Genomic DNA, 26,835 nt, shown 5'->3' with positions numbered 1-26,835 from the left:
TTGATACCGCCTGCTTCAAAGAGGACCACGAAGTCCGCACGGACGGGGGAACCAGCACCCTTATGGGGTAGAACGTGGTCCTAATGGCCCAGTCGTTCGGCCATGCCGAACTGCTGCACCCCGAGGTATCCGACGCGGAATCCGGCCTCCGAGTAGGCCAGGTAGAACTCCCACATCCGGCGGAACGTGTCGTCGAAGCCCAGCTCACGCACCTCGTCCCAACGGGTGAGGAACGTTTCGCGCCACCGGCGGAGCGTCTCGGCGTAGTCGAGCCCGAACGACCTCGACTCGACGATCTCCAGCCGGGTGTTCTCGCGCACCGAGTCCTCGATCGACCGCACGGACGGGATGAGCCCACCGGGGAAGATGTACTTGTGGATCCAGGTGTAACTGGCCTTGCTCGCGATCATGCGGTCGTGCGGCATGGTGATCGACTGCAACCCCACCCGGCCGCCCGGCGCGAGCACGCGGTCGAGCATCGAGAAGTACTCGGGCCAGTACTGGGCACCGACTGCCTCGATCATCTCGACGCTGACGACGGCGTCGTACCGGCCGTGCTCCTCTCGGTAGTCACGCAGCTCGACCGTCACTCGATCGTGGAGGCCCGCGGCCCTCACCCGGTCCAGCGCCAGCTTCCGCTGTTCGGCGGAGATGGTCAGCGACGTGACCGTGGCACCCCGCTGGGCGGCGCGGATGGCCAGCGCACCCCAGCCCGTGCCGATCTCCAGCACGCGTGAGCCCGCGCGTACACGCGCGTAGTCGAGCACGCCGTCGATCTTGCGCAGCTGGGCCGTGTGCAGGTCGGCGTCCCCGCCCTCGAACAACGCCGACGAGTAGGTCATCGTCTCGTCGAGGAACACCGCGAACAGCTCGTTCGACAGGTCGTAGTGCCGGTGGATGTTCTGCCGCGAGCCCGCGACGTCGTTGGTCTCGGTCTGGCGCCGCTCCGCCCACCGCCGCATCAGCTGCAGGCCGGGCGGGATCAGCGTCGAGAGCTTCGCCGCGAACACCGAGAGCACGTCGGCGAGCTCGTCGGCCTCCCAGTCGCCCACCATGTAGGCCTCGCCGAAGCCGATCTTGGCGTCGGCGCCGAGCCGGTGGAAGAACTCATCGGGCCGGACGATCCGCATCTCCGGACCGCCCGCTCCCCACGTCCTGCCGTCGGGGAACCGGACGGTCACCGCCAACGGGCGCACGGCCTTGCGGAACAACGCCTCGGCGACGCGGGCGCGCATCGGCGAACGCGGTGCCGTGAACAGCCCAGGCCAGATGCCCTGGGCGGGCCGGGGCAGGGACAACGTGCTCATCCATTACTCCTGGGGATGATCGGGACTCGCCTCAGGTAGAGCGCGATTCCGTGGCGGCGGATCAACGCGGACACGCGCTGGGGCATCAGCGGACGGCGCAGCAGCATGCGCAGTCCCGAACTGCGCTCGCCCTTCATCGTCGCGCTGAAGGTCGTCTTGTCGTTCTGCCGCAACGCGATGGTCACGGACAGCTGGTCTCCCGGCTTCGGCAGCTTCATCACGTAGTGGCCGTCGACTTCCAGGAACGGGGAGACGTAGAACTCCTTGTCCACCGACGCACGGCCCTTGTCGTCGGTGCGCAGCAGATAGCAGTGCCGTCCGCCGTAGGTGTTGTGCACCTCCGCGACGACGCACACGAGCTCTCCGGAAGCGTCGTGGCACCAGTACACGGACAGCGGGTTGAAGACGTGACCGAGCACGCGCGCGTTCGCGAGCATCAGGACCTGACCGCCGCCGAGGTCGACCCCGCGCCCGGCCAGCCACTCGTCCAAGTTCTCCCGGATCGTCTTCGACGGCGATCCGAGGTGGTCACGGGCCTCGAATTTCGCGAACGGGCGCGCCCACCAGGGCAGCCGCGGCAGTTCGGCCAGGTCGACGAGCCACATGTAGGCGCGGTGGCTGAACGCCCGGTCGATGAGCTCGCGGCGGGCGTGCGTGATGAGGACGTCGTAGATCACCAGTCGACCCCGAGGTGCTGGGCCGCGCGCACTCCCGACGCGCAGCCGTCCTCGTGGAAGCCCCAGCCGTGGTACGCGCCGGCGTAGGCGGTCGAGCCGGTGTTGATCTCGGGCAGACGTCGTTGTGCCGCAACGGACTCCGGTGTGTAGATCGGGTGCTCGTAGACCATCTTCGCGAGCACGCTGTCCGGGTTCACGTCGTGCGGGTTGAGCGTGACGACGAAGTCGCGCGGTTCGTCCAGGCGCATCAGCCGGTTCATGTGGTAGCTGACGAGCACCTGGTCGTTCGCTTCGTGGCAGGCGCGCTTGTAGAGGTTCCACGACGCCCGCGCGCCGCTCGTGCGCGGCAGGATCGAGGCGTCGGTGTGCAGCCAGGTCTCGTTGCGCGAGTACCGGAACGCGCCGAGCACCTCCTTCTCCTCGCGCGTCGAGTCGGCCAGCAGTCCCAGCGCCTGGTCCGGGTGCGTGGCGATGACGACGTGGTCCGCGGTGTGCAGCACGTTGTTCTCGTCGCGGATCTCCACGCCTGCGGCGCCGCGCGTGACGGCTCTGACGGGCGTGCCGACGTGCACGGCCTTGAGGCCCTTCACCGCGCGGTCGACGTACGTGCGCGAACCGCCGACGACGGTCTTCCACTGCGGGGTGCCACCGATCGCGAGCATCCCGTGGTTCGCGAGGAACTCGAACAGGTACCAGGCCGGGTACTTCATGCTCAGCGCCGCGCCGGACGACCACACGGCGCTGACCAGCGGAACGATGAAGTGGTCGACGAAGTAGCGGCTGTACCCGCCGATCGCGAGGAACGCGCCGAGCGTGACGTCGTGCGCCTCCTCGTGGCCGAGAACGCGCTGGGCGTGCTTGTAGAAGCGGCTGACCTCGCTGAGCATGCGCAGGTAGTCGAGGTTGATCGCGTTCTCCCGGCGGGCGAACAGCCCCGGCAGCTTCCTCGCGCCCGCGTACTCCAGGCCGCAGCCGTCGCACCGGACGCTCAGCGACATCTCGGAGTCCTGAGTGGACACGCCGAGCTCGCGGAAGAGCCTGATCAGGTTCGGGTAGGTCCGTTCGTTGTGGACGATGAACCCGGAGTCGACGGCCACGCCGCCCAGGTCGTGCGTGTGCGCGTGGCCACCGAGCCGGTCGTCGGCCTCGAACAGCGTGACGTCGTGCCTGCGTTGCAACACATATGCGGCCGTGAGCCCGGCGACCCCGGCTCCGATGACGGCGACCTCAGCCACGCGAGCCTCCCAAAGGCACGTCGAGGCCTCGCGGCGAGGCCTCCCGCATGGCATTCGCGATGTCGGGTGCCACCGGTTCGAGCCCGAGTTCACCGTGGACGAAGGAGACGACCAGCCGGGTCCAGTCCCGCGCCCTCCTGAGCATCGCGTGCCCGTCGCCGACGACGCTGAACCGCGCCACCCGGTCCGTCACGGTCTTGGCCTGCCGGGCGAACGACAGCGACCTGGCCGGGTCCGTCATCCGCTCCTGATCGCCGTGCGCGATGAGCAGCGCCTTGCCCCTGAGCTGCTCGTACGGCTCGCCGGGCACGATCCACGGCGCCAGCGCGCACACGGCGACCACGCTCGGGTGCCCGGCGACGCGCAGCGCGGTCCGGCCTCCCATCGAGTGCCCGACCAGCACGACCGGCCTGCCGGGGTGCAGCTCGTCGATCCTCTCGAGCGCCCACCGCGCGTCCTTCACCGGATCGAGGCTCGGCGCGTTCCAGCCGCGGACGCGGTAGCGCAGGTTCCAGACCTCGACGCCGGGCGCGCGCAGCGCCCGGGCCAGCGGGACCATGCGCAGGTACGCGAGGTTGTGGCGCCGGACGGGTCCGGTGCCGTGTTCACGGCCGCCGTGCAGGACGAGAACGACAGCACTCGTGTCGCCCGGCGGTTTCAGCACGTCTACATGCGGATGCACATTTGCTGTTCGTGAGGCCACCCCCTTCGGCTCGGCCGTTGAGAGCCAGGTCACACCGGTAGTGTCGAGCCCGTGATCGACCACATCAGCGTCTCCACCGAGGCAGGTTCCTTCGACGCCATCGCGTCCGGCCCCGAGGACGGCCGCCCGGTGTTGCTGCTGCACGGTTTCCCCGAGGCCGCGATCGAGTGGGAGCACCAGGTCGCGGTGCTCGGCGTGAACGGTTTCCGCGCCGTCGCACCCGACCAGCGCGGCTACTCCCCCGGCGTGCGCCCGGAGCAGGCGTCCGAGTACACGGTCACGCACCTGGTCGGCGACGTGATCGCGATGGCGGACTCGCTGGGCTGGGACACGTTCGACCTCGTCGGGCACGACTGGGGCGGCGCCGTCGCGTGGTGGACCGCGATCGAGCACCCCGAACGCCTGCGCACGCTCACCGTCTTCTCCACGCCGCACCCCGCCGCGTTGAAGGTCGCGCTGCAGTCCGATGAGGACCAGGCGATGCGGTCGCAGTACATGCGCGACTGGCGTGAGCGCAGCACCGAGAAGCGCATGCTCGACAACAACGCGCAGGCCATCAAGCAGATGTTCGAGTGGCGGATCCGGCCCTCGCACGTCGAGGAGTACGTCCAGCGGCTGAGCGAACCGGGCGCGCTGACGGCCGCTTTGAACTGGTACCGCGCCGGCAAGCCGCACGGTGCCGCGGACAAGGTCGGCGTCAAGACCATGTACGTGTGGAGCACGGAAGACGTGGCGTTCGGGTCGTTCGCGGCCTTCGAGACCGAGAAGTGGTGCACCGGGCCGTACCGGTTCGAGATGGTCGAGGACGTCAGCCACTGGATCCCGGAAGAGGTTTCCGAAGCGGCGTCCTCGCTGATCCTCGAGAACCTGAGCTAGCCGGCCACAGCACGAGTGCCGTGTACGCGCAGAGCACGGCGAACCCGGCCCAGCCCGGCAGCGGGAAGTACCCCGCAGACGGCGCGTAGTGGGCTGTGACCTGCGGGTGCTCCACCACCGTCTGCTTGACGGCGAAGCCCGCCGCCGGGGTGAGCCGCAGCAGCCAGTCGGCGATCTCGTCGGGCAGCAGTGGCACCGCGGTCACGGCGTAGGGCACAGCGACCAGCGTCAGTCCGATGAGGACCGCCGCCCAGCCGCGGCGCAGCCGCACACCGAGCCCGTACGCGAAGACCGCACAGAGCGCGAGCGCCGCGGCGACACCGACGACCACCGGGACGCAGGTCGCCGGCGGTGTCGTCTCGACGACGATCCCGGCGGCGGGCAGACCCGTGACGAAGGTGGCCGATCCGATGAGGACCGTCCGGGCGGCGAGCACTCGCCGGGGCCCGCCGCAGACCGGACGACAGGCCCCCGGTGCTGCGCACGGCCGGGATCGAACTGGACCCGGTGCGCCGGACCGTCGTGCGCGACGGGCGGCAACTCGCGCTCTCGGCGAAGGAGTTCGCCGTGCTGGAAGCGCTGCTGGAGGCCGGCCCGGGTTTCTTGAGCGCCGAGGCCGTGCTGGAGCGCGTCTGGGACGTGCACGCCGATCCGTTCACCTACACCGTCGCCGTCACGGTGGGCCGGTTGCGCCGCAAGCTCGGTGAACCGCCGATCATCGCGACGACACCGGGAATCGACTCCCAAGTCCGGGGAACGCACTAGATTCAAGGCCATGCGCGTGGCCGGTCTTCTGCTCGCCGCGGGGGCCGGCCGCCGGTTCGGTTCCCCCAAGGCTCTCGTCCCGTTGCACGGCGAGCTCTTCGTGGACTCGGCGGCCGAACTGCTCAGAGCCGCCGGCTGCGACCCGGTCGTCGTGGTGCTCGGCGCGCAGGCGGCGGAGGTGCGGCGGCAGGCCACGCTCCAGGGCGTGACCGTCGTCGACAACCCCCACTGGGCCACCGGCATGGGCTCGTCGCTGCGCACCGGTCTGCACGCGGTCGGCACCGCGGACGCCGTCGTCGTGCTCCCCGTGGACACCCCTGGGGTCACCGTCGAGGCGTTGCACCGCCTGATGGCTCTCGCCGAACCGGAAGTGCTGGCCCGCGCCACCTACGACGGCGAGATCGGGCACCCGGTGCTGATCGGGTCGAGCCACTTCGCGGGCGTCATGGCGTCGGCGGCGGGCGACCACGGCGCGCGGGACTACCTCCAGGCGAACACCGTCCGCCACGTCGAGTGCGCCGACGTGGCGGACGGTGCGGACGTCGATCGGCCCGAGGACCTCGGGCGACTTACCGGCGGAGCTTGATGTCACCACCACGTGAACGGCCTCAGGGCCTTGCCCGGACCGCCGCCCTCGCGCACCCGGCCGCGACGACGAGCAGCGCCAGTCCCACCCACACCGGCCACAGCTCGGAGTAGGTGATCGCCAGCGCGATGTTCGTGGCCGCCGCTGCCGCGAACACCGCGACCAGCACGACCCAGAAGTAGAAGTACCGCCTGATCAAACCCACCCCCTGTCCGAGAGCGCCACCGCACCCCTCATCGCGCGTATCGAGGTTTGTGGTGCCCGGGTTACTGGTGAGGTGATCTGCAATCGGGTACTACTGAGCCGCATGACGACCGACACCGTGACCGGGTCCGACTACGGCAATCTCGTGCGCACGCACCTCACGCGCGTCGAGCAGCACAACGCGGCCGCGCTCGACGACGTGGCCGAGCTCGTGCTGGCCGCCGTCCAGGCCGACGGGATCCTCCTCACCGCAGGCGCGGGACACTCGCTGGCGGCGGTCGCCGAGACCTTCTACCGGGCTGGTGGCCTGGCCTGCGTCCGCCCGGTCTACCACCCCGAACTGCTCCCGATGCACGGCGCGATCAGCAGCACGTCGGCCGAGCGCCGCTCCGGCCTCGCGGGTGAGGTCCTGCGCGAATCGGGTCTGGCCCCGCACGACGTGCTGTTCGTGTTCTCGACCTCGGGCGTCAACTACTACCCGGTCGAACTTGCCCAGGAGGCCGCGAGCAGGGGCTGCCCGGTGGTGGGTGTCACCTCGGTGGCGTCCAGCGCCCAGGCCCCCCGCCGCGCCGGCGCGACCCTGGCCGAGGTCTCGACCGTCGTCCTCGACAACCTGGTCCCGCCCGGCGACTCGACCTACCCGGTGGACGCCCCGGTCACCGCGGCGATCTCCACGCTGGCCACCACGTTCCTGTGGAACCTGCTGATGGTCCGCCTGATCGACAAGGCGGCCGAGTCCGGCGTGCGGCTCCCCCTGTGGCGCAGCGCGAACGTGGAGGGCGGCGACGCGGCCAACGCCGACCTGCTGCGCCACTACCAGACCCGCATCCCGCAGCTCGGATAGGTAGAAACCCCCACAGATTCTCAAACAACTGCCGTTAGTCTCCCACCGGGGAAAGCACTTACCTGGGGGGATTCGAACAAGTGGAGCAGAAGACACGTAGATGGATCCTGATCGGCGGCGCGCTCGCCACGACGGCTGTGGTCGGCGTGGCGGGCACACTGCTCTGGTCGGGCAGCAGGTCGGTGGTGGTCGCCGACGCACCGGTCAAGCCGGCGGAGACTCCGGCGCAGGTGGCCACCTCATTCCTGACCAGGGCGTTCTCGGGCCCCGCCAGCGCCGCCGTCTTCACCGACGCACCGGCCGCGGCGACCACGGCCCTGGAAGCCAGCAAGGCGGGCATGAGCACGTCCGCCTACCAGGCCACCGTGGCGGCGGCCGAACCACCGGCGGCTGACGCCACTACCACCGAGCTCACCGCGGCCGTCACCTGGACGATGCCGAGCGCCGGTGTGCTGAAGTACGACGTCAAGGTCCCGATGACCCGCGCCGGCGGCGCCTGGAAGGTCCACTGGACGCCCACGGTCATCCACCCGCAGCTGACCGAGGGCGCGTCACTCACCTATCGCAAGGCGCTCGCGGAGGGCGCCCTGCTGGGCCGCGACGGCAAGCCGCTGTCCCAGGGCACGGTCCCGGACGGCCTGTACAAGACGATCACCGCCACCGTCGGCGACGTGAAGGGCATCGACGGCTGGGAGGTGGGCATCACCGCGGGCGGCGCGTTCACCGTGCTGGACACCAAGAAGGCGGAGGGCGGGGAGAAGATCACCGTCACCATCGACCCGGCCCGCCAGGCCGCGGCCCAGGCAGCCGTGGACGCCCTCCCGCAGGGCGCGGCGATCGTCGCGATCGAGGCCTCCACCAGCGAGATCCTGGCCGTGGCGCAGAACAAGGCGATGAACGGCACCAACCCGTTCGTCGGCCGCTACGCCCCCGGCTCGACGATGAAGATCGTCACCGCGGCGGCGGTCATGAACGCGGGCCTGGTGCAGAGCGGCACCGCCGTTCCCTGCCCGGCCACCGCCACCATCGGCACCCGCAGGATCAGCAACGCGGACTTCGGCCACGCCAGCCTGCCGTTCCACACGGCGTTCGCGCTGTCGTGCAACACGACGTTCGGCGACCTCGGCTCCAAGCTCGACCCGAACGCCCTGCCGGACATGGCGAAGCGCTTCGGCCTGGGCGCCGACTGGGCCATCCCCGGCGCCGAGACGAACACCGGCAAGGTCCCACCGGCCACCGGCGACCAGCGGGTGGAGAACAGCTTCGGCCAGGGCAACGTGGTGGCCAGCCCGTTCGGCATGGCCCTGGTCGCCGCCACCGTCGTCTCGGGCAAGACCCCGAAGCCGACCCTGCTGCGCGGCAAGCCGTCCGAGCCGAACGACGTGGCGGCCGGCCCGCCCGCCGCCGTCCTGCCGCCGCTGCGCGCGATGATGCGCGAGGTGGTCACCAACGGCACCGCAAAGCAGCTCGCCGGCATCCCCGGCCTGGCTGGGAAGACCGGCACGGCGGAGGCGAGCGGCGGTGAGGCGCACGGCTGGTTCGTCGGCTACCAGAACAACGTGGCGTTCGCGGTGGTCGTGGAGAAGGCGGGCTCGTCGCAGAGCGCGCTGAACGCGACGGCGGCGTTCCTCAAGGGCTGAACCTCTGCCCGCGCGGGACGAGCAGCGGGCGGCGGAACGCCTCGGTGACGGCGGCCGCCCGGTCGCTCATCTCCAGCTTGGCGTGGAGTTGAGCAGGTGTGACTTGACGGTGGCCTCGGTGATGAGGAGGCCTTTGGGTACGTCGCGGTTCGTCGCCTCGTCTGCGACGAACCGCGGCACCTCCGGCTCCCGCGGGCTGAGCACCTCCGCGGCGGCACTGCGCACTCGTTCATCAGCAACCCGGCCGCGGCCAGGGCCAGTTGGTCGCGCAGGGAAAGTCGGTCGCACACGGCGAGTTCGTGGCATACGGCAAGTCGATCGCACACGGCGAGTTGGTCGCGCAGGCTGCCTTGAACAGGTAGGCCGTGGCGCCTGCCTCGATCGCCGCCATCACGTCGTTGTCGCAGGGTTCTCATACCGCGCGTCGCGCGGCGCGGTACGAGCGGCACAGGTCCGCACGGCACCGGCCCTGGCGGCCCTGGCCCACGCGGCGCGGTCCGCACGGCGCTGGCCAGCGCGGCACTGGCCAGCGCGGCGACACCCGCCCCAACAGCTGGCCCTGCCCCACCGGACTGCCCTCTGCACACCCGGCCCTGGCCATCAGACCGATCACCCAGTCAGAAGGCTGAGTCGCGCCCAGCCCCTCGGCTGAGCAGGCCACCGCCTGCGCGGCTGCCGATGCCTCGAACGCCCAGCCCGGACGCCGTCAACTCAGGCGTCCCTCCTCCCAGGCAAGCTCCGGGAGCCGCCCGCGGGCTCCCCCGCGTCGCGGACGGTCCGCCGGGATCAGTTCGTCTGCGGCACCCCGAGCCGCTCGCTGAACTTCGGCGTCGGCACCACACCGACGACCGGCGGCTCGGCGAACTGCGTGTTGTAGAGGTCGGCGTAGCGGCCCCCGGCGGCCATCAGCTCGGTGTGCGTGCCTCGTTCGACGATGTCGCCGTGCTCCAGCACCAGGATCTGGTCGGCCGCCCGGATCGTCGAGAGGCGGTGGGCGATCACCAGCGACGTGCGTCCGTGCAGCGCCTCGGTCAGCGCCTCCTGCACGGCGGCCTCGGACTCCGAGTCCAGGTGTGCGGTGGCCTCGTCCAGGATCACCACGCGCGGCTTGGCGAGCAGCAGGCGGGCGATGGTGAGCCGTTGCCGTTCGCCGCCGGACAGCCGGTAGCCGCGCTCGCCGACCACGGTGTCGAGCTGGTCTGGCAACGACGCCACCAGGTCCAGCAGACGGGCCCGGCGCAGCGAGTCCCACAGGTCGTCGTCGGTGGCGCCGGGCGAGGCGTACTCCAGGTTGGCCCGGATGGTGTCGTGGAAGAGGTGCCCGTCCTGGGTGACCACGCCGACGGACGCGCGCAACGCCTCGAAGGTCAGGTCTCGAACGTCCACTCCGGACAGTCGTACGGAGCCAGAGTCGACGTCGTAGAGCCGCGGCACGAGCGAGGCGAGGGTGGACTTGCCCGCGCCGGACGAGCCGACCAGGGCGACCAGCTGACCGGCCTCCGCCTTGAAGCTGATGCCGTGCAGCACTTCCTCGCCGCCACGAGTGTCCAAAGTGGCCACGGACTCCAGCGAGGCCAGCGACACCTTGTCCGCCGACGGATACGCGAAGCGCACGTCGGAGAACTCGACCGACACCGGGCCGTCGGGCACCGGGCGGGCGTCCGGCTTCTCCTTGATCATCGGGTCGAGGTCCAGCACCTCGAAGACGCGCTCGAACGACACCAGCGCCGTCATCAGGTCGACCCGCGCGTTCGCGAGGGCCGTCAGCGGGGCGTACAGGCGGGTCAGCAGCAGCGCGAGCGACACCACGGCACCGGCCGCCAGGTGACCGGTCAGCGCGAGGTAGCCGCCCAGGCCGTAGACCAGCGCCTGCGCCAGCGCCGAGACCAGCGTCAGGCCCGTCATGAACCAGCGGGTGGCCATCGCGGTCCGGATGCCGATGTCGCGGACCTGCGCGGCCTTCTCGGAGAACTCCTCCTCCTCGCGGGCCGGACGGCCGAAGAGCTTCACCAGCGTCGCGCCGGGCGCCGAGAAGCGCTCGGTCGACTGGGTGACCATCGAGGCGTTGAGGGCGGAGGCCTCGCGCTGCATGTCCGCCATCCGGCGGCCCATCCGCTTGGCGGGCAGCACGAACACCGGGAGCAGCACCAGGGCCAGCGCCGTCACCTGCCACGACAGGGTGAACATGACGGCCAGCGACAGGACCAGCTGGATGATGTTCGTGACGAAGCCGGACAGCGTCGAGGTGAAGGCGCGCTGGGCGCCGATCACGTCGTTGTTCAGGCGTGAGACCAGCGCGCCGGTGCGGGTGCGCGTGAAGAACGCGACGGGCATCTTCTGCACGTGACCGAACACGGCACGGCGCAGGTCGTAGATCAGGCCCTCACCGATGCGCGTCGACTGCCAGCGCTCGACCACGCCCAGGCCGGCGTCGACGATCGCGATCAGCGCGATCGCCACGGCGAGCCACACGACCACGGACGGCACGGAGCCGCGCACGATCGCGTCGACCACGCGACCGGCCAGCAGTGGCGTCGACACCGCGAGAACCGACGAGACGACCGTCAGCAGCAGGAACACCAGCAGCTTCGCCCGGTGCGGCCGGGCGAAGGCCAGAACGCGGCGGAACGTGCCCCGGCGCACCTTCGAAGGCGCGTCCGAGGTCGCTCCCATCATGAACCGCCAAGAGCTGTATCCGTCCACGCTGTCTAGAACAGCACAGCGGTCCGACAATTCCTTCGCGGACGGCTACAGCGGCGGAAAGGTTCAGCTCTGAGCGGACAAGGCCGCGAAGGACTGCAGCCGGCGCAGCTGGGCGGCGCGCTCCAGCGCGAGCTGTGCTTCGGCCGTCGGCGTCTCCGCGGCCGCAAGGATCAGCGACAGCGTCTCCGACACGGCACCGGCCATCGGCTTGAGGACGGCGGCCACCAGCTCGTCGACGGCGCCGTCGAGCCCGTCCGCGGGCACGACGGAGTTCGCGAGGCCGATCCGCAGCGATTCCTCCGCCGACACCCGGCGGGAGGTCACGCACATCTCAGCCGCGCGCGAGTACCCCACGAGTCGCACCAGCGGCAGCGTGCCGCCGAGGTCGGGCACCAGACCCAGCCCGGTCTCGGCCATGCAGAACTGCGCGTCCTCGGCGAGCACGCGGAAGTCGCACGCCAGCGCCAACTGGAAACCCGCGCCGATGGCATGCCCTTGCACCGCGGCGATCGTCACGCGTGCCGGATCGCGCAGCCAGGTGAACCCGGCCTGGTACGACGCGATGCGGGCGTCGGCCTCCGCAGCGGGAAGCGACAGGATCGCGCCGAGACCACCGGGTTCGCCGTCGACGGGCTCACCGGTGAACATCCGCCGGTCCAGCCCTGCCGAGAAGGCACGGCCGGAGCCCCGGACGACCACGACGCGGACGTCCGGGTCCAGCTGTTCGCCGATGTGCCGCAACGCCTGCCACGTGGCCGGCGTCTGCGCGTTCAGCACGTCGGGACGATCGAGCGTGATGGTCGCGCGCGGCCCCGAGATCGCGAGCCGAACGCCACCGCGCTCGAGCAGGCCAGCGTCGATGGAAGGCACTGGCATGGTCGTTACCTCCGGCGAACTAGTAGCTAGTTACCGGAGAGTAGCAGTCTGAGTTGTGGCTACTTCTTCTTCGTCCGGGTGGCGCCACCGCGACCGCGCAGCGTGACCCCGGATTCCGACAGAACCCGGTGCACGAAGCCGTAGGAACGCCCGGTGCTCTCGGCCAAAGCCCGGATGCTCGCGCCCTTTTCGTACTTCTTCTTCAGGTCAGCGGCCAGCTTGTCCCGTGTGGCGCCGGTGATCCGGGCACCCTTCTTCAGGTCAGCCACCTTGTCCCGCCTTCCGTACGAGCAGGTGGGCCGTTTGACGGCCCCTGTCGTCGCAATGATCGAACAGGATCCGGCAGAACGCCAGGTGATCAAGCAAAGAGATCGGTGAACGGTCGATTCGATCACACTGAGTTGATCACAGAACGCGCTCGGTAGTCCTTTGACGGGTGGAGATCACGCCAGCTGAACGAGGTCGAGGTAGTCCTCGGACCAGTGATCCTCGGTGCCGTCGGGCAGCAGGATGACCCTTTCGGGCTCCAGCGCCTCGACCGCGCCGGGGTCGTGCGTCACCAGGACGACGGCACCCTCGTAGCGCCGCAGCGCGTCGAGCACCTGCTCGCGCGAGGCCGGGTCGAGGTTGTTGGTCGGCTCGTCGAGCAGCAGCACGTTCGCCGCCGACGACACCAGACCGGCCAGCGCGAGCCGCGTCTTCTCGCCACCGGACAACGTGCCCGCGGGCTGGTCGAGCTGCTCGCCGCTGAACAGGAACGTGCCGAGCAACGACCGCAGCCGCTGCTCCTGCTCGTCCGGCGCCATGTGGCGGATGTTCTCCCACACCGACGCGTTGTGGTCGAGCGTCTCGTGCTCCTGCGCGAAGTAGCCGATCTTCAGGCCGTGACCGGGGACGACACCACCGGCGTCGGCCTTCTCGCTGCCGCCCAGCAACCGCAGCAGCGTCGTCTTGCCGGCGCCGTTGAAGCCGAGCACGACGACGCGGGAACCCTTGTCGACCGCGAGGTCCACGCCCGTGAAGATCTCCAGCGAACCGTAGGACTTGCTCAGACCCTCTGCCATCAAAGGGGTCTTGCCGCACGGGGCGGGCGATGGAAAGCTGATCTTCGCGACCTTGTCGCTCTGGCGCACGTCGTCGAGACCGTCGAGCAGCTTCTGGGCGCGCTTCGCCATGTTCTGCGCCGCAACGGCCTTCGTGGCCTTCGCGCCCATCTTGGCGGCCTGCGTCATCAGCGCGCCGGCCTTCTTCTCGGCGTTGGCGCGCTCACGGCGACGGCGCTTCTCGTCCGTCGCACGGGCTTCGAGGTACTTCTTCCAGCCGAGGTTGTAGATGTCGACCTCGCCGCGCATCGCGTCGAGGAACCACACCTTGTTCACGACGTCGTCGAGCAGTTCGACGTCGTGCGAGATCACGACGAGACCGCCGTCGTGCGACTTGAGGAAGCCGCGCAGCCACGTGATCGAGTCGGCGTCGAGGTGGTTCGTGGGCTCGTCGATCAGCAGGATCGTGCTCGACTTGGCACCGATGCCCGCCTCGGACGCGGCGAACAGGATGCGGGCCAGCTCGACGCGGCGACGCTGGCCACCGGACAGCGTGCTCAGCGGCTGCGCCAGCACCCGGTCGGGCAGGCCGAGGTTCGAGCAGATGCGGGCGGCCTCGGACTCGGCGGCGTACCCGCCGAGCGAGGAGAAGCGCTCTTCGAGCTTGCCGTACTTGGCGACGGCGACGTCGAGCTGGTCCGGGTCGACCAGCTCGGCCATCTTCGACTGGGCCTTCTCCATGTCGCGGAGCAGCTGGTCGAGCCCGCGCGCGGACAGCACCCGGTCCTTGGCGATGACCGACAGGTCGCCCTCGCGGGGGTCCTGCGGCAGGTAGCCGAGCGCGCCCTTGCGCATGATGGTGCCGGCGTAGGGCTGGCCCTCACCGGCGAGAACGCGCAGGGAGGTGGTCTTGCCGGCGCCGTTGCGGCCCACGAGGCCGATGCGGTCGCCGGGCTGAACGCGCAGGTTGGCGCCGCTCACGAGAATGCGTGAACCCGCGCGCAACTCCATGTCAGTTGCGGTGATCAAAAGAAACTCCGAGTAGCTACTACAACGCCGGGCATGGCAAGGGATGGCACGTCCGGTTCGGCCTACTCCAGGAGGATCACGCACCCATCCTACGGGATCACCACCATCGAATTTCCCACGTGTGGCGGGACGCATAGATTGCGGCCATGAGCGAAGACTTCTCGGGCAAGGCCGCGCTGGTCACCGGCGCGTCCCGCGGCATCGGCCACGGCATCGCACGCGAGCTCCTCTCCCGCGGCGCGTCCGTCACGATCACGGGCCGCAAGGCCGATCAGCTGGCCGAGGCGGCCAAGCAGCTGGAAGCCGACACCGGCGGCCGCGTCCTCACCGTTCCGGGCAACGCCGGCGACGACGCGTCGCGTGAAGAGGCCGTGGCGCGCACGATGGAGGAGTTCGGCCGCCTCGACGTGCTCGTGAACAACACCGGCATCAACCCGCAGTTCGGCTTCCTGATGGAGGCAGACCTGAACGCCGTCAAGAAGATCTTCGACGTCAACGTGGTGGCCGCGCTCGGTTTCGTGCAGCTCGCGTGGAAGGCCTGGATGGGCGAGAACGGCGGCGCGGTCGTGAACATCGCGTCGATCGGCGGCATCCGGTCGACGGGCGTGATCGGCGCGTACGGCGCGTCCAAGGCGGCGTTGATCCGCCTGACCGAGGAACTCGCGTGGCAGCTCGGCCCGAAGGTGCGCGTGAACGCCGTCGCGCCCGCCGTGGTGAAGACGAAGTTCGCGGAGGCGCTCTACGTCGGCCGCGAGGAGGAAGCCGCGCAGCAGTACCCGATGAAGCGCCTCGGCACGCCGGAGGACGTCGCCTCCCTCGTGGCTTTCCTGTGCTCGGACGGCGCCTCGTGGATCACGGGCGAGACCGTCCGGGTCGACGGCGGCCTGCTCTCCACGGGCACCGCGGGCTGAGCCACGCTCACGCAGGGGTCCCCCGCAGGGGGTCCCCTGCTTTCATTCTCTCAGGCACCACCGACAGTTTCGGGCACTCCGAGCACGTCCAGGAACGCCGCGGCCGCCGGCGTCAGCCCGCCCGCGCTCCACACCAGGTGCTCCACCCGCGAAGGCCCGTCCACGATCGGCACGGTCACCACCCCGCTCAGCCGGGGCGTGTACCGCGACGGCAGCACGGCCACGGCGAGCCCCTCCCGGATCAGCCCGGCCATCAACTCCGCGGTCGTCACCTCGAACGCGACCTCGCGGTGCAGGCCCGCGATCGAGAAGGCCTGATCCGACTGCGTCCGCCCCGGCGATCCCGCCGGGAAGTCGGCGAACAGCTCCTCGGCCAGCGTCCGCAGGTTCGTCGACTCCTGCCGCGCGAGCGGATGCCCCGGCGCCATCACGGCCACGTGCTCGTCGCGCGCCAGTTCCCGGCCGCGCACGCCTTCGGGCCGCACGCCCAGCGGCAACCCGAGGAACGCGAGGTCGAGCCCTCCCTGCCGCACCTGCTCGACGAGCTCGTAGCTCGACAGCATCCGCAGCGCGACCCGCACCTGCGGATAGCGCTCGCGGAACACCTTCAACGCGGCCGGCAGGTCCACGGCGGCAACGGTCGGGATCACGCCGACCACGACCCGTCCGCGCACCTCCCCCACCGCCGCGGCGACCTCGGCCGCAGCCCGTTCGGCCAGGTCGAGGCACTGCCGCGCGGACGGCAGGAACGCCGCGCCCGCCGGGGTCAGCCGCACGCTGCGGCTGGTGCGTTCGAACAGCCGCGCGCCCAGCGACCGTTCGAGACGGGCGATCTGGTGGCTCAACGCCGACTGCACGACCAGGCACTGCCGGGCGGCCTTGGTGAAGCTGCCCGTCTCGGCGACCGCCACCACGTACCGCATCTGCTGGAGCTCCACAGCATCCATCTTGAATCACGATGGATCGGATGAAAAGCATGTGTTGGACTCATTGATCGAGCGCGCCAACACTGGACGACGTGAGAAACAGCGACCTCTCCCGCACCGCGCTCGCGGCGTTCGCACCGGTGGTCTGGGGCTCGACCTACGTGGTCACGACCGAACTGCTGCCGGTGGGCCACCCGCTCTTCGCGGGGTTGCTGCGCGCGCTTCCCGCGGGACTGATCGCGCTGGCGCTGACCAGGACGCTGCCGCGCGGATCGTGGTGGGCGAAGGCCGCTGTGCTGGGCGTGCTCAACATCGGCCTGTTCTTCCCGTTCCTGTTCATCGCGGCCGAACGCCTGCCCGGTGGCGTCGCGGCCACCCTGGGCGCCGCTCAGCCGCTCGTGGTGGCACTGCTGGCGGTCGGGGTGCTCAGGGAGAACCCGTCCGCGTGGCGGCTCGCCTGGGGCGTGATCGGCATGCTGGGCGTCGGGCTCGTGGTGCTCGGCCCGGCGGCCGGGTTCGACCTGGTCGGTGTGCTGGCCGGGCTGGGCGGCGCCGCGACGATGGCGCTCGGCGTGACGCTGACGAAGAAGTGGGGCAGGCCGGCCGGGACCAGCCCGACGGCGTTCGCGGGCTGGCAGCTCACCGCGGGCGGGCTGTTCCTGGTGCCGGTGACGTTGCTGTTCGAGGGCCCGCCACCCGCGATCGGCCTCACCGCGCTGCTCGGCTACCTGTGGCTCGGCGGCGTCGGCGGCCTGCTCGCCTACGTCCTGTGGTTCCGCGCGGTCACCACGTTGCCGGTCACGTCCGTCTCGATGCTCGGCCTGCTGTCCCCGATGGTCGCCGCGCTGCTCGGCGTCGTCGTCCTCGGCCAGACCCTGGACCTGGTGCAGCTCACCGGTTTCGCACTCGCCCTCGCCGCGATCGTCGCCAGTCAGCGACCGGCACCCGTTCTCGCCAAAGGAGTTCTCCAGTGAAGATCGCAGTCGTCGGCGCGTCCGGCATGGTCGGTTCGCGGGTCGTCGCCGAGGCGGTGCGGCGCGGGCACGACGTGACAACGGTGTCCCGCGGTACCGGCGACGTGCGCGGTGACGCCACCGACCGGGAACTGATGGACAGCGTTCTGTCCGGAGTGGACGGTGCGGTGGTGGCCACCGCGGGCGTCACCTCGACCGTGCTGCTCGACGCGGCACTTGCAACACGTACACGGGTCATCGTCGTCGGAGGCGCCGCACCGCTGCGCACACCAGATGGCGCGGGCCTCGTGCTCGACGACACCCGGTACGTGCCGGCGCACATCCGTCCCGTCGCCGAGGCGAGCATGCGCCAGCTGGAGGAGTGCCGCGCCCACCGGGCCGACTGGGTGTACCTGAGCCCGCCCGCGCTGCTCGAACCCGGCGAGCGCACCGGCTCCTACCGGCGCGGCACGGACGAGCTGCTGACCGGTCCGTCCGCGATCTCGGCGGAGGACCTCGCCGTGGCGGTGCTCGACGAGCTGGAGACTCCCGGCACGGACCGGCACTTCACGGTCGCGAGCCGAGGTCCAGCCGCAGGATGACCTCGCCGTCGTCGTCGACCTCCCCGGTGGGCACGAACCCGAACCCGCGGTAGAACGGCTCGGGCGACCCCTGCCCCGGCACGCAGCTGGTGAGCAGCTCGGTGGCCCCGGCGGCCTTCAGCAACGCCACGACCTCGTTCAGGATCGCGCGGCCGTAACCGCGCCCCTGGTGCCCGGCGCCCACGAGCAGCCGCCACAGGAAGTACGGCCCGAGCAGTCCGGGCCCGGGAACGGTGTTCCAGCTCAGCATCACGAACCCGACCGGCACGTCGCCGTCGTAGACCGCGCGGAACCACGGCTTGGCCTCGGGGCTCTCCCGCGCGTGCACGAAGGACTTCTCGACGGATGCGACGAACCGCTCCTGCGCGGGATGCACGCGCACGGCCACCACGGCGTCGCGATTGGCATCGGTGATCTCGACCAGGCGGATCTGAGCGCTCATGGCCGGATCATGCCGCTCAGCGAGAGGTCTGCGGCACCGAATGAATGCTGGAGGACGACGAGGTCGGAGGCACGGACGTCGGCGGCGTTCCCGGCTTCGACGCCGGGCCTGCCGGCGGCGTCGTGGAGCCGAGCGGCGTCGTCGACCGGACCGGCGGTGTCTGCGGCGCATGCGAACTGGACGGGCTCACCGTCGGCGTCGGTTCCACGGAAGGCTGCGACGTGGTCGGCGGAACCCTCGACGTCGTCGACGACGGTCCCGGTGTCGCCGGCTCCGTGGGTGCGGCGGCCGGCAGCACGGCGAGCGCCACCGCCACGACCCCCACGGTCGCGAGCCCGCTGCCGACCACCGCGATGGTGCGGCGCCGGGACCGCACGGCCTGGCCGCGCTGGATCACCTCGGCTGCCGTGGTGGCCCGCGGCGGCGCCTCTTCCTGGTGCAGAGCGGAGAAAGTCGCCCGCAGGTCGTCCTCGCGAACCATCACACCTCCAGCCTCAAGTGGTCGAACTCCGGCCCGAGCTTGCGCCGCAACGTCTCCAGGCCCTTGCTGGTCTGCGACTTCACCGTGCCCGTCGAGCAGTTCAGCGCCGCCGCCGTGTCCTCGACGCTCAGATCGTGCCAAAAGCGCAGCACGAGGACAGCGCGTTGCCGTGCGGGCACGGCGGTGAGCGCCTGCCACACCACGAGCCTGTCCTCCGTCCCGGCGACGGAGGACAGGCCCTCTGGGGGTGCGTCGGTCAGCTTCTCCCTGCGCCACCGCACCTTGCGGCGTTCCGCGAGGAACGTCCGCACGACGATCTGACGCAGGTACGGCTCCAGCCCCGACCGGTCCGAGAGCTTCGGACCGGCCAGGTACAGCTTCAAGAACCCCGACTGCATGAGGTCTTCCGCCTCGTGCCAGTTCCCGCACAACAAGAACGCGGTGAACCGCGTCGAGTCGGCGTACCGGTCGAAGCAGTCGGTGAACTCGGCCTCCCAGTTCAGAGGAGACTCCCTACCGGGCCGTGGTCGACGGGACCGGCGTCGTGGCGGGCGGGGTCCAGGTCGTCGGGCCGTGGCTGACCGTCGGCGTCGGCAGGACCGACGGGGGCGCCGTCGTCGGCGCGTGCACCGGCTTCGACGACGACGTCGGCAGCACGGTCGTGGGCGGGTACTGCGGCGCGGTGGACGACGGCGGCACGGCGGTCGGCGTGACCTCGGGCCTGGACGACGTCGGCGGCAGCACCGTGGTCGACGGCGCCTCGGTCATGGTCGAGGTGGGCGGCTGCGGAGCCGACGTCGTGGGCTGAGGCGCACGGTCGCCGCCACTCAGCGCGAGGGCGGGCACCGCGATGCCGATGGCACCCAGCGCGACCGCTCCGGCCACGATCACCATTCGTTTGCGCACTTGCAGCTCCAGCAGGTCGGTGGCGCCAGGATCAGGCACCCTCACCCGTATCCATGCGGCCGGGCTCCCGTCCGGTTGTCCGTGTGTCCTGGATCACGATCTCGACGCAGCGGGCGCGTTCGGCGGCCTCGTCGAGGACCGTCCGCCGGGGCTCCGGCACGTCCAGCACGCGGTCCTCGGCCTTGCTGAAGACGCCCGCGAGCCTGCGGTCGTCGCGCAGCACGTCCAGTGCCTGCCAGTCGCCGCCCAGCACGACGCTGTCGAGTTCGGCGAGCCGCGGCACGAGCACCCTGGCCACGTCGTCCGCGGCGGCCTGCAGCGCGACCCTGGCCTGTCCCTCGCGGCGCCGGGCGAACCGCTGCTGCGACCACCCGCCGGCCCGGATGCGGCCGTGGACCTGCTTGCGGTCCGTGGCCGACACCTCGACCTTGCCGCCGGACGCCACCCCGACGCTGTGGCCGCCGAGCCGCACGAGAACCAGCCCGATCCTCCGGGGCTCCGTCAACTTCTCGACCACTTCACGCAGAGAGGTGCCACCGCGCGTCGTGAACGTGGCCGTCGCGCCGTCCTCGGCGGTGATGACGACCTCGGCTTCGGCCACTCGGACGGTGATCGCGCCGTGCCGGTCCGTGAACCGGTCGATCCAGCCGAGGACCCGTTCCGGCTCGACCTCGACGGCCCGTCCACCGGGCACCGGACGCACCCTGCTCACCTGGCCGCCACCCCCTGGCCCCCGTGACCGAGGCCGATCATCGTGCACGCAGTAGAACCGGTCCGACACAGGCCGTGAACGGCACACAGATGTTACTGATGGGTTCGATTCACTTGACAGATGAGTCTCGAAAGCGTGAACTCATCAACCGTATGGATTAACCATTGACTCCATCCGGCTCCGACCAGCGATGTTCACGGACGGGTAGGGTCACTGGGGCGTGATCTTATGACAGCGGGGAGTCACCATGACGACTGCTGCCGGTCGACCAACACTGACCGTTGACGACACTGACTCAACGGGCCACGGCAGCCTTACGCAACTCTTGACGACGGGACCGTTCCCGGAAGCGTTGAGGGCGGCGATCAAGGCTAGCCGACTCAGTCTCGACCGCATCCAGCACCGGTTGGCACTGCGCGGAGTGACGATCAGCGTCGCGACGCTCAGCTACTGGCAGTCAGGACGACGAAGGCCTGAACGCCCTGAATCACTGGAGGCGCTGCGGCACCTCGAGTCGGTTCTGGGAGTGCCTCAGTCGGGTCTGTCGGCGTTGCTCGGTCCACCTCGTCCGCGAGGTCGCCGTTGCCGCCCGACGACCATGATGCCGATCGACGCCCTGTGGGCGCGAAGGGAGCGGGTCGCGAACCTGCTCTCGAAGGTCGACACGTCCTCTGACCTCAAGCTCGGCCGGATCAGCCAGCACGACCGCATCGAGATCTCTGCCGACGGCGGGCAGAAATCCGTGTGGGTGCGGCAGATCCTCCGCGCTGAGCAGGACGGGCCCGACCGCTGGGCGCTCGTGTTCGAGACCGAGGAGTCCGACGTGCTCCCCGAAATCCTGAACGTGCGCAACTGCCACCTCGGCCGCATCGCCCGTGACCACGAGGCCAACATCATGGTCGCGGAGATGATGTTCGAACGGCCGCTCACCCGCGGCGAGACCCTCATCATGGAATACCAGCTGGTGTTCCCCGAGGGCCACGCCCCCAAGGGCAACAACACGTTCGCGCGCAAGTTCCGGCTGCCGGTGCGCGAGTACGTGATCGAGGTCAGGTTCGACGAGACGAACCTGCCTTCGCGTGTGCAGCAGTACAGCGTGCCCGCGGGTGACGAGACGCCCTCGCGGCGTCGCAACCTCACCCTGGACTCGGGTGGCGGCGTGCACGCCGTGGCGCTCGGGTTCGGTCCTGGTGTGTTCGGCATCCGGTGGGAGTGGCCGAACCGCTAGCAGTGCTCGGACAGGCTTGAGGGGCGCTTCCCGATCCGGGAGGCGCCCCTTTCGTCGTTCAGGTTCCAGTTCGGCATGAAGAAGGCCCCCGGCTCGCGAGCCGGGGGCCTTCCGTTCGGTCGAGCTCAGGTCATCAGACCCAGCCGGCGACGCTGAGGGTCACCGAGCGGATCGAACCGCGGTCGGAGCCCACGACGTCGGCGACCTTGAACACCCACGTGCCGTCGACGGGGTCCGCGGTCAGCGAGGACAGCGGCGCACCCGCCTTCCACGAGCCGGTGAACGGCGCGTTGGCGCTCGTCACGCTCGAGAACGGCGTCGTGGCGGCGTCGTCGAACACGGCCTGGCAGATGTTGTTGCCGGTGCCGCCCGCCCGCGAGAACAGCGTCACGGACTTGCCGGACGGCGAGGTGAGCGTGCCCACCAGGTCGCCGACGAAGGTGTGGTCGACGCCGACCGTCGTCGAGCCCTCGGTGGTCGAGCACGTCGCGCCGTCCACGGAGAACTTCAGGTTCGACGCCGCGCCGACGCCCGTCACCGGCAGCGGGATGGAGACGCCGGTCTGGTCGTTGTCCGGGATGGCGACCGGCGCGCCGGTGTACGCGAACGACTTGAAGTCGCGCGCCGGCTCACCCACGCGGAGCGTGAACGAACTGGTCGTCGGGGACGTCGAGCCCGCGTACGTCACGCGTGCGTCGAGCTTGACCGCCGAACCGAGCGCGGCCGAGGCCGGCACGGTCACCTTGTAGGTGTTGCTGACGGTCTGGCCCGGGTCGATGTTGCCGTAGTACTTGGAGCGCGGCGCGATGGTCACGCCGGGCGACGTCGTCGACAGCACGACCGAGGTCGACGCGGCCGAGCCGTCACCGTTGTTGGCCACCGGCACCGTCACCGTGGCAGTCGTGCCCGGCTTGAGGAAAGCGCTTCCGTCGGCGTCGTTGACGATCGTCGGCTTCTGCGCGCGGGCCAGTGCCTGCGGCGACGCACCCGTGTACTGCAGGGCGCGGTCGGCCATCACGATGCCGGCGCCGGTGCGGTTGTCCACACCGGACTCGACGATGTCGATCGCCGTCGTCACAAGGGCTTCCCTGACCTCGGCGGGCGTCAGCGTCGGGTTGCCCGACAGGATCAGACCGGCGATCGCGGCGGCGTTCGGAGCAGAGGCTGACGTGCCGTAGAACGGCGCGAAGCCCGGCACCGACGTGGTGACGCCGTCGGCCGCGGTGATGTCCGGCTTCTGCCGGGTCTCGGCGAGCGGCGAGCCGTCCGGTGCGAAGAACGTCCTGCGCGGTCCGTCGGAGGTGAAGCGCTCCGGCTTCTGCGTGCCGTCGAAGGCGTTGGGGTACGGGCCCTTCGGGTTGGCGGGGTCGCCCGGTTCGAGGTCGAACGGCAGTGCCGCCGCGGCGGGTGCGGCCGCGACCGAGATCGCGCCCTTGGCCGACGAGTGGCCGCGAGTGGTGCCCGGCGTGACGTACTTCTTGAGGCCGTCGTTGGTGTCGGCGAACCGGCCACCGAACAGCGACAGCGCGAAGTACTTGTCGTCACCGCGGTACTTCACGACCGCGAGGCGCGTCCCGGTCGAGCTCGACGGGGTGTTGATGCGCTCGTACGGGTCCTGCGCCCCGTCCTGGTTGTTCTGGCTGAACGTGACAACGTTGCCTTGGGCGTTGACCAGGTAGAGGTCGTAGTCGTTGGCCGACTGGCCGAGCGGGTCGGCCCAGTGCAGCACCACCGGGGTGTCGCCGGAGAAGTTCGACAGCGGGTTGAACAGCTGCTTGGCGTTGGTGTCCGGGTTGAAGTCGTGCGCGGAACCGGCGAACTTGCCGACGCCCACACCCGAGTCGACGAACTCGCCCTCGTAGTGGCCGGAGGTGCCGTCCACGACGTTGCCCTGGTTGCCCGCGCTGGAGAAGAACATAGCGCCGTCGGCGACGACCGCGTCCACGGCGCGCGCGATGATGCCGTCCTGGAACGGCGACTCGTTGAAGTAGATGACGTCGTCGACGATGACGTCGCAGCCGAGGTCGAAGCGCAGCTTCTTGATGTTGTCCGCGAAGCTCGCGTCACCGTTGAACGCCGTGGCGAAGCCGAGTTCGGCGTTGGGCGCGAGGTCGTGGAGGATCTCGAGCATCGCGGTGCCCTCGTCACCGGAACCCGCCTGGCCCGGCACGATGTCGACGGCCGGCAGTTCGCCGGAGGCCTGCGACACGGCCAGCGAACCCACGCCGTCCGACAGCGCGCAGAGCTTCACGCCGACACCGGTCACGCGGAAGGAAGCACGTGCCGCCTCGGCGTTGTGCGCCTTGTCGCTCTCCGCGACCTTGGCGGCCTGGACGGAGAGCTGCTTCTCCGAGAGCCGGCGCTCGATCTCCCTGGACTTGTCCTCTTTGGACGGAGCCTGCCTGCGGGCCTTGTCGTCCCGCTTGTTCTTGACGTCCTGCGTCATCGCGTCACTGCCCGGCTCGACGCGGGCGACGTCGGAGCGCCCGGCGATCTCGGCGATCTTCGCGACCGGGACCTCCGCGCGCACGGTGCGGTGCTCGGGCGACACTGCCCGGATCTGTCCACCCGCCGCGCGGACAGCGTTGACCAGGTCCTCCGAGTACTGCTTGACACGGATGTCCACGAGCGTGGTGGCCTTCGGCGTCACGGCAACGCCGGTCTGCACCTGCGGAAGGGCGCTCGTGGTACCAGTTGAGACGCGCTTGCGCGCCTCAACCACGAGTGCGCTGTCCACTTTGGACTCAGCTGGGGTGAGCGACTTCTTGATGCTCTGCAGCGCGGAGATCTGCGCCGCCGTGCGGTCGCTGATGGACTTGGACGCCTTGCCCGGATCGGCGGACGCCGGCGTGACTGCGGTGAGAGCGGCCAGAAGAACTGCGGTACCTGCGGTGACTAAGGTCGTGCCTCTTCGAGATCGGCGCACAGGAGTCTCTCCCCCGAACGTTGGCGTGCCCCCGAGCACGCGGCGTGCGACCGGCGATTCCCGGTCGAGGCGCCAACGTATGGTGCTTGCCTGATCACAGTCAGCATCCGATTGGGCTACTTCCCACTTAGCAGACGCAATCACACTTCACAGAACAAACGCGTCAGTCCACAACTGACCGGTTCGCCCGGAAAGTGCTTCCAGCAGTGCGGCTGCCTGGTTGTCGGTGAGCGACGCGACGAAGTCGACGACCGCACGCCCACGCGCCAACCCCCTTACGGCATCAGGACCAACGGGCAGCTCACCGGCGGCACCGACCAATGTGGACGGCTCCGTCCGGGCGAGCGCCGCGTACTCCGTTTCGGCCAGCTCCACAAGGTCGTGCAGCCTGCGCGGCAACCGATCCGCCTCGGCCCGGTCGGTCACCCACTGCTCCAGCGCGTCCACGAGCGACCCGAGCAGACGCGCCTGTCCACGTTGGTGCAAAGCCAGATCCGGCCGCAGCAGCACGAACCGGCGGTGCACGAACTTCAACACCTGCACCTCGTGCCACTGCGGGACCGCCAGCACCACGTGCCCGGACCGCGGCGTGGGCTCCTCGATCACCCCGACCGCGTCCACGAGCCGGCGCGTCCACCGAGCACTGAACCCGGCAACCGCCTGCTCGGCCTCGACAGACCCGTCGAACGGCACCGACAGCAGCCCGTCGACGAGTTCCTTGCTCACCTTCCGCACCGCCATCGCGAACGCCTCGTCGCTCATCACCCAGGAGTCCTTGAGGTGCATGCGCCTGCGGAGCGTCTCCAGCGACCGCCCCGGCATCCGGATCTCGGCATTCAGCTCAGCGTCGCTCAACCCGGCGAGGTCGAGCGCCTGCGCCTGCCACGTGCCGAGCTCGGCGGCGACCGTCGCGTGCTGCAACACCCCGACCCGATGGAAGTCCTCCAGGTCGTGGATCGCGTACGCGATGTCGTCCGCAGTGTCCATGACGCTCGCCTCGACGGTCTGCTGCCACGACTCGACGCGCCCCTCGAACGGCTCGCGCGCCTGCCGCAGGTCGTCGATCTCCGTCACGTACGCGGAAAACTTCGAACTGCCGGTGCCCGGCATGTCGTCCGGCTCGGCCGCACCACGCGGCGCGACCGGCAGGCCGAGCGGCTGGTGACGCGTCCACGGGTACTTCAGCATCGCCGCCCGCACCGCCACGGTCAGGTCGAGGCCGAGCGCCTTGGGCCCCCGCACGTCCGTGGTCGTGACGATCCGGAACGACTGCGCGTTGCCCTCGAACCCGTCCGGCAACCCGAACCTGTGCCGGGCCAGCCGGTCGAGCACCTGCTCCCCCAGGTGCCCGAAGGGCGGGTGCCCCAGGTCGTGCGCGAGGGCGGCGGCCTCGACGACGTCGGGGTCGCACCCTCCCAGCTTCTCGAGCACCGCGGTCAGCTCGGGGCGGGTGGTCAGGCGTTCGGCGATGGCGCGCGCGGCCTGGGCGACCTTGAGGCTGTGGGTGAGGCGGTTGTGCACGAGCAGGCCCGAGCCGGTGGAGCTGACGACCTGGGTGACACCACCGAGCCTCGCGAAGAACGGGGAGCTCGCCACACGGTCGCGGTCGACCCGGAACGGGTTCGTGGCGAGGTCTGCGGTCCTGCCCACTCCAGCTGATCGGCGGGCGGTGCGTTGCTCGTTGTGCATGGTGCAGAAGGTACCGGGCGGCCTCTAGAGGTACTGGGCAGCCAGGAGCCTCGGCGCCCCACGCGTCCTCCTCATTGCGCGGCGAAGATGACCATGGTTTTGTGACACCCCCTCGGATATTTGACTACTAGAGGGAGCAGGAGCCGAATCAGGCCATCGATCACCCGATTGAGTGAGAGCCCTCGGTGGATGCCATTGGGCAGCTGGTCTCAGATAGCTGGTGAGCATGTTGCTCGGATGGCCCCGAGGAGCTCGACTGCGGGTTTCGTTGACTGCCCGCCAAGGGGCTGGCGGGGCCGTAGGCGCCGCTGGATGCGCGTTAGCGAGTTCTGCTGGGATGCGTGTCAGGGAGTTCGCCGACGCGACCTATTGGGTGCGTCGAGCACGCCAGTCAGCAGGGTCATCCTGGATGGTGGTCGCCGAAGGGCTGGCCAGGGCGCCGGCGCTGAGGATCGTGCCGGGGTCGGCGAACGCAAAAAAAGCCCTGCGGGGAGCGCTTGTGGCGCTCAACCCGCAGGGCAAATTAAGTTCGGCGGCGACCTACTCTCCCACACCGTAACCAGTGCAGTAC

The 26,835-nt window shown here is 70.0% G+C and carries 27 protein-coding genes; 10 read left to right on the top strand and 17 right to left on the bottom strand.

All coding sequences use genetic code 11. The features are described from left to right. Positions 1 to 80: 80 nt before the first annotated feature. Genes AB0M48_RS37365 through AB0M48_RS37350 form a run of 4 tightly spaced genes read right to left on the bottom strand, consistent with a single transcriptional unit; the run spans position 81 to position 3,883 of the window. Positions 81 to 1,307, bottom strand: a complete 1,227-nt coding sequence (locus AB0M48_RS37365) for a cyclopropane-fatty-acyl-phospholipid synthase family protein (RefSeq protein ID WP_363851322.1) — start codon at positions 1,305 to 1,307, stop codon at positions 81 to 83. Next, positions 1,304 to 1,984: a DUF1365 domain-containing protein gene (locus tag AB0M48_RS37360; RefSeq protein WP_363851319.1), complete on the bottom strand. Its 681-nt coding sequence runs from the start codon at positions 1,982 to 1,984 to the stop codon at positions 1,304 to 1,306. Before AB0M48_RS37360 ends, AB0M48_RS37365 begins: the two co-directional genes overlap by 4 nt. After that, positions 1,981 to 3,219 (bottom strand): FAD-dependent oxidoreductase, encoded by a 1,239-nt coding sequence (locus tag AB0M48_RS37355; protein ID WP_363851316.1) that lies wholly within the window; start codon positions 3,217 to 3,219, stop codon positions 1,981 to 1,983. The genes AB0M48_RS37360 and AB0M48_RS37355 overlap by 4 nt, the downstream gene beginning before the upstream one ends. Further along, on the bottom strand, positions 3,212 to 3,883 hold the full coding sequence (locus tag AB0M48_RS37350; protein WP_363851313.1) for an alpha/beta fold hydrolase: 672 nt from the start codon (positions 3,881 to 3,883) through the stop codon (positions 3,212 to 3,214). The genes AB0M48_RS37355 and AB0M48_RS37350 overlap by 8 nt, the downstream gene beginning before the upstream one ends. A gap of 90 nt (positions 3,884 to 3,973) precedes the next feature. On the opposite strand from AB0M48_RS37350, the gene AB0M48_RS37345 reads away from it, so the two are divergent. Beyond that, on the top strand, positions 3,974 to 4,798 hold the full coding sequence (locus tag AB0M48_RS37345; RefSeq protein WP_363851310.1) for an alpha/beta hydrolase: 825 nt from the start codon (positions 3,974 to 3,976) through the stop codon (positions 4,796 to 4,798). Here the strand turns inward: AB0M48_RS37345 and AB0M48_RS37340 are convergent. Then, the gene (locus tag AB0M48_RS37340) at positions 4,731 to 5,234 is read right to left on the bottom strand and encodes a hypothetical protein (RefSeq protein ID WP_363851307.1); all 504 of its coding nucleotides are present in this window, start codon (positions 5,232 to 5,234) and stop codon (positions 4,731 to 4,733) included. The two genes, AB0M48_RS37345 and AB0M48_RS37340, sit on opposite strands and share 68 nt — an antisense overlap. A 38-nt stretch (positions 5,235 to 5,272) precedes the next feature. Here AB0M48_RS37340 and AB0M48_RS37335 point away from each other — a divergent pair, with 38 nt between their 5' ends. After that, the gene (locus AB0M48_RS37335) at positions 5,273 to 5,563 is read left to right on the top strand and encodes a winged helix-turn-helix domain-containing protein (RefSeq protein WP_363851305.1); all 291 of its coding nucleotides are present in this window, start codon (positions 5,273 to 5,275) and stop codon (positions 5,561 to 5,563) included. A 10-nt stretch (positions 5,564 to 5,573) separates the two neighbouring features. Then, a complete protein-coding gene (locus tag AB0M48_RS37330) occupies positions 5,574 to 6,149 on the top strand; it encodes a nucleotidyltransferase family protein (RefSeq protein ID WP_363851302.1) in 576 nt (191 codons plus the stop codon). A gap of 22 nt (positions 6,150 to 6,171) precedes the next feature. On the opposite strand, the gene AB0M48_RS37325 is transcribed toward AB0M48_RS37330, so the two are convergent. Continuing rightward, entirely contained in the window at positions 6,172 to 6,354 is a 183-nt protein-coding gene (locus AB0M48_RS37325) for a hypothetical protein (protein WP_363851299.1), read from the bottom strand. A 102-nt stretch (positions 6,355 to 6,456) separates the two neighbouring features. Between AB0M48_RS37325 and AB0M48_RS37320 the strand changes: the two genes are divergently transcribed. Together AB0M48_RS37320 and AB0M48_RS37315 are read left to right on the top strand one after the other, a co-directional pair. Further along, positions 6,457 to 7,197, top strand: a complete 741-nt coding sequence (locus AB0M48_RS37320; protein WP_363851296.1) for an SIS domain-containing protein — start codon at positions 6,457 to 6,459, stop codon at positions 7,195 to 7,197. Between the two features lie 80 nt (positions 7,198 to 7,277). After that, on the top strand, positions 7,278 to 8,837 hold the full coding sequence (locus tag AB0M48_RS37315) for a penicillin-binding transpeptidase domain-containing protein (protein ID WP_363851293.1): 1,560 nt from the start codon (positions 7,278 to 7,280) through the stop codon (positions 8,835 to 8,837). Between the two features lie 786 nt (positions 8,838 to 9,623). On the opposite strand, the gene AB0M48_RS37310 is transcribed toward AB0M48_RS37315, so the two are convergent. The 4 genes from AB0M48_RS37310 to AB0M48_RS37295 all read right to left on the bottom strand — a co-directional run bounded on the left by AB0M48_RS37310 (position 9,624) and on the right by AB0M48_RS37295 (position 14,488). After that, positions 9,624 to 11,513 carry an ABC transporter ATP-binding protein gene (locus tag AB0M48_RS37310; protein ID WP_363851620.1) on the bottom strand — a complete coding sequence of 630 codons (1,890 nt, stop codon included), beginning with the start codon at positions 11,511 to 11,513 and terminating at the stop codon, positions 9,624 to 9,626. A 90-nt stretch (positions 11,514 to 11,603) separates the two neighbouring features. Further along, positions 11,604 to 12,416 (bottom strand): enoyl-CoA hydratase/isomerase family protein, encoded by an 813-nt coding sequence (locus AB0M48_RS37305; RefSeq protein WP_319990262.1) that lies wholly within the window; start codon positions 12,414 to 12,416, stop codon positions 11,604 to 11,606. 59 nt (positions 12,417 to 12,475) lie between these two features. Beyond that, positions 12,476 to 12,742, bottom strand: coding sequence for a helix-turn-helix domain-containing protein (locus AB0M48_RS37300; protein ID WP_256238768.1), 267 nt, complete (start codon positions 12,740 to 12,742; stop codon positions 12,476 to 12,478). Between the two features lie 117 nt (positions 12,743 to 12,859). Beyond that, a complete protein-coding gene (locus tag AB0M48_RS37295) occupies positions 12,860 to 14,488 on the bottom strand; it encodes an ABC-F family ATP-binding cassette domain-containing protein (RefSeq protein ID WP_363851289.1) in 1,629 nt (542 codons plus the stop codon). Between the two features lie 146 nt (positions 14,489 to 14,634). On the opposite strand from AB0M48_RS37295, the gene AB0M48_RS37290 reads away from it, so the two are divergent. Beyond that, a complete protein-coding gene (locus AB0M48_RS37290) occupies positions 14,635 to 15,399 on the top strand; it encodes an SDR family oxidoreductase (protein WP_363851286.1) in 765 nt (254 codons plus the stop codon). Positions 15,400 to 15,449: 50 nt separating this feature from the next. On the opposite strand, the gene AB0M48_RS37285 is transcribed toward AB0M48_RS37290, so the two are convergent. Beyond that, positions 15,450 to 16,337: a LysR family transcriptional regulator gene (locus AB0M48_RS37285; protein ID WP_363851616.1), complete on the bottom strand. Its 888-nt coding sequence runs from the start codon at positions 16,335 to 16,337 to the stop codon at positions 15,450 to 15,452. Between the two features lie 80 nt (positions 16,338 to 16,417). Between AB0M48_RS37285 and AB0M48_RS37280 the strand changes: the two genes are divergently transcribed. Beyond that, entirely contained in the window at positions 16,418 to 17,299 is an 882-nt protein-coding gene (locus tag AB0M48_RS37280) for an EamA family transporter (protein WP_363851283.1), read from the top strand. Beyond that, a complete protein-coding gene (locus AB0M48_RS37275) occupies positions 17,296 to 17,880 on the top strand; it encodes an NAD(P)H-binding protein (RefSeq protein WP_363851280.1) in 585 nt (194 codons plus the stop codon). The genes AB0M48_RS37280 and AB0M48_RS37275 overlap by 4 nt, the downstream gene beginning before the upstream one ends. Here the strand turns inward: AB0M48_RS37275 and AB0M48_RS37270 are convergent. Genes AB0M48_RS37270 through AB0M48_RS37260 form a run of 3 tightly spaced genes read right to left on the bottom strand, consistent with a single transcriptional unit; the run spans position 17,846 to position 19,306 of the window. Further along, positions 17,846 to 18,322: a GNAT family N-acetyltransferase gene (locus tag AB0M48_RS37270; RefSeq protein WP_363851278.1), complete on the bottom strand. Its 477-nt coding sequence runs from the start codon at positions 18,320 to 18,322 to the stop codon at positions 17,846 to 17,848. The two genes, AB0M48_RS37275 and AB0M48_RS37270, sit on opposite strands and share 35 nt — an antisense overlap. A gap of 16 nt (positions 18,323 to 18,338) precedes the next feature. Next, positions 18,339 to 18,803, bottom strand: a complete 465-nt coding sequence (locus AB0M48_RS37265) for a hypothetical protein (protein ID WP_363851275.1) — start codon at positions 18,801 to 18,803, stop codon at positions 18,339 to 18,341. After that, complete coding sequence (locus AB0M48_RS37260) at positions 18,803 to 19,306, bottom strand: SigE family RNA polymerase sigma factor (protein ID WP_363851613.1); 504 nt, start codon at positions 19,304 to 19,306, stop codon at positions 18,803 to 18,805. Before AB0M48_RS37260 ends, AB0M48_RS37265 begins: the two co-directional genes overlap by 1 nt. A 20-nt stretch (positions 19,307 to 19,326) precedes the next feature. On the opposite strand from AB0M48_RS37260, the gene AB0M48_RS37255 reads away from it, so the two are divergent. Then, complete coding sequence (locus AB0M48_RS37255) at positions 19,327 to 19,611, top strand: hypothetical protein (protein ID WP_363851272.1); 285 nt, start codon at positions 19,327 to 19,329, stop codon at positions 19,609 to 19,611. 129 nt (positions 19,612 to 19,740) lie between these two features. Here AB0M48_RS37255 and AB0M48_RS37250 read toward each other — a convergent pair whose 3' ends face one another. Further along, positions 19,741 to 20,421, bottom strand: coding sequence for an acVLRF1 family peptidyl-tRNA hydrolase (locus AB0M48_RS37250; protein ID WP_363851269.1), 681 nt, complete (start codon positions 20,419 to 20,421; stop codon positions 19,741 to 19,743). Between the two features lie 601 nt (positions 20,422 to 21,022). Here AB0M48_RS37250 and AB0M48_RS37245 point away from each other — a divergent pair. Then, on the top strand, positions 21,023 to 21,649 hold the full coding sequence (locus tag AB0M48_RS37245) for a hypothetical protein (RefSeq protein ID WP_319990270.1): 627 nt from the start codon (positions 21,023 to 21,025) through the stop codon (positions 21,647 to 21,649). A 133-nt stretch (positions 21,650 to 21,782) separates the two neighbouring features. On the opposite strand, the gene AB0M48_RS37240 is transcribed toward AB0M48_RS37245, so the two are convergent. Further along, on the bottom strand, positions 21,783 to 24,575 hold the full coding sequence (locus tag AB0M48_RS37240; RefSeq protein ID WP_363851267.1) for a S8 family serine peptidase: 2,793 nt from the start codon (positions 24,573 to 24,575) through the stop codon (positions 21,783 to 21,785). A 147-nt stretch (positions 24,576 to 24,722) separates the two neighbouring features. Continuing rightward, complete coding sequence (gene dgt / locus AB0M48_RS37235) at positions 24,723 to 26,264, bottom strand: dGTP triphosphohydrolase (RefSeq protein WP_363851264.1); 1,542 nt, start codon at positions 26,262 to 26,264, stop codon at positions 24,723 to 24,725. Positions 26,265 to 26,835: the final 571 nt, after the last annotated feature.

It is taken from the genome of Lentzea sp. NPDC051208 (assembly GCF_040682435.1).
Lineage (GTDB): Bacteria > Actinomycetota > Actinomycetes > Mycobacteriales > Pseudonocardiaceae > Lentzea > Lentzea kristufekii.
This window is presented reverse-complemented; position numbering and strand designations above follow the sequence as displayed.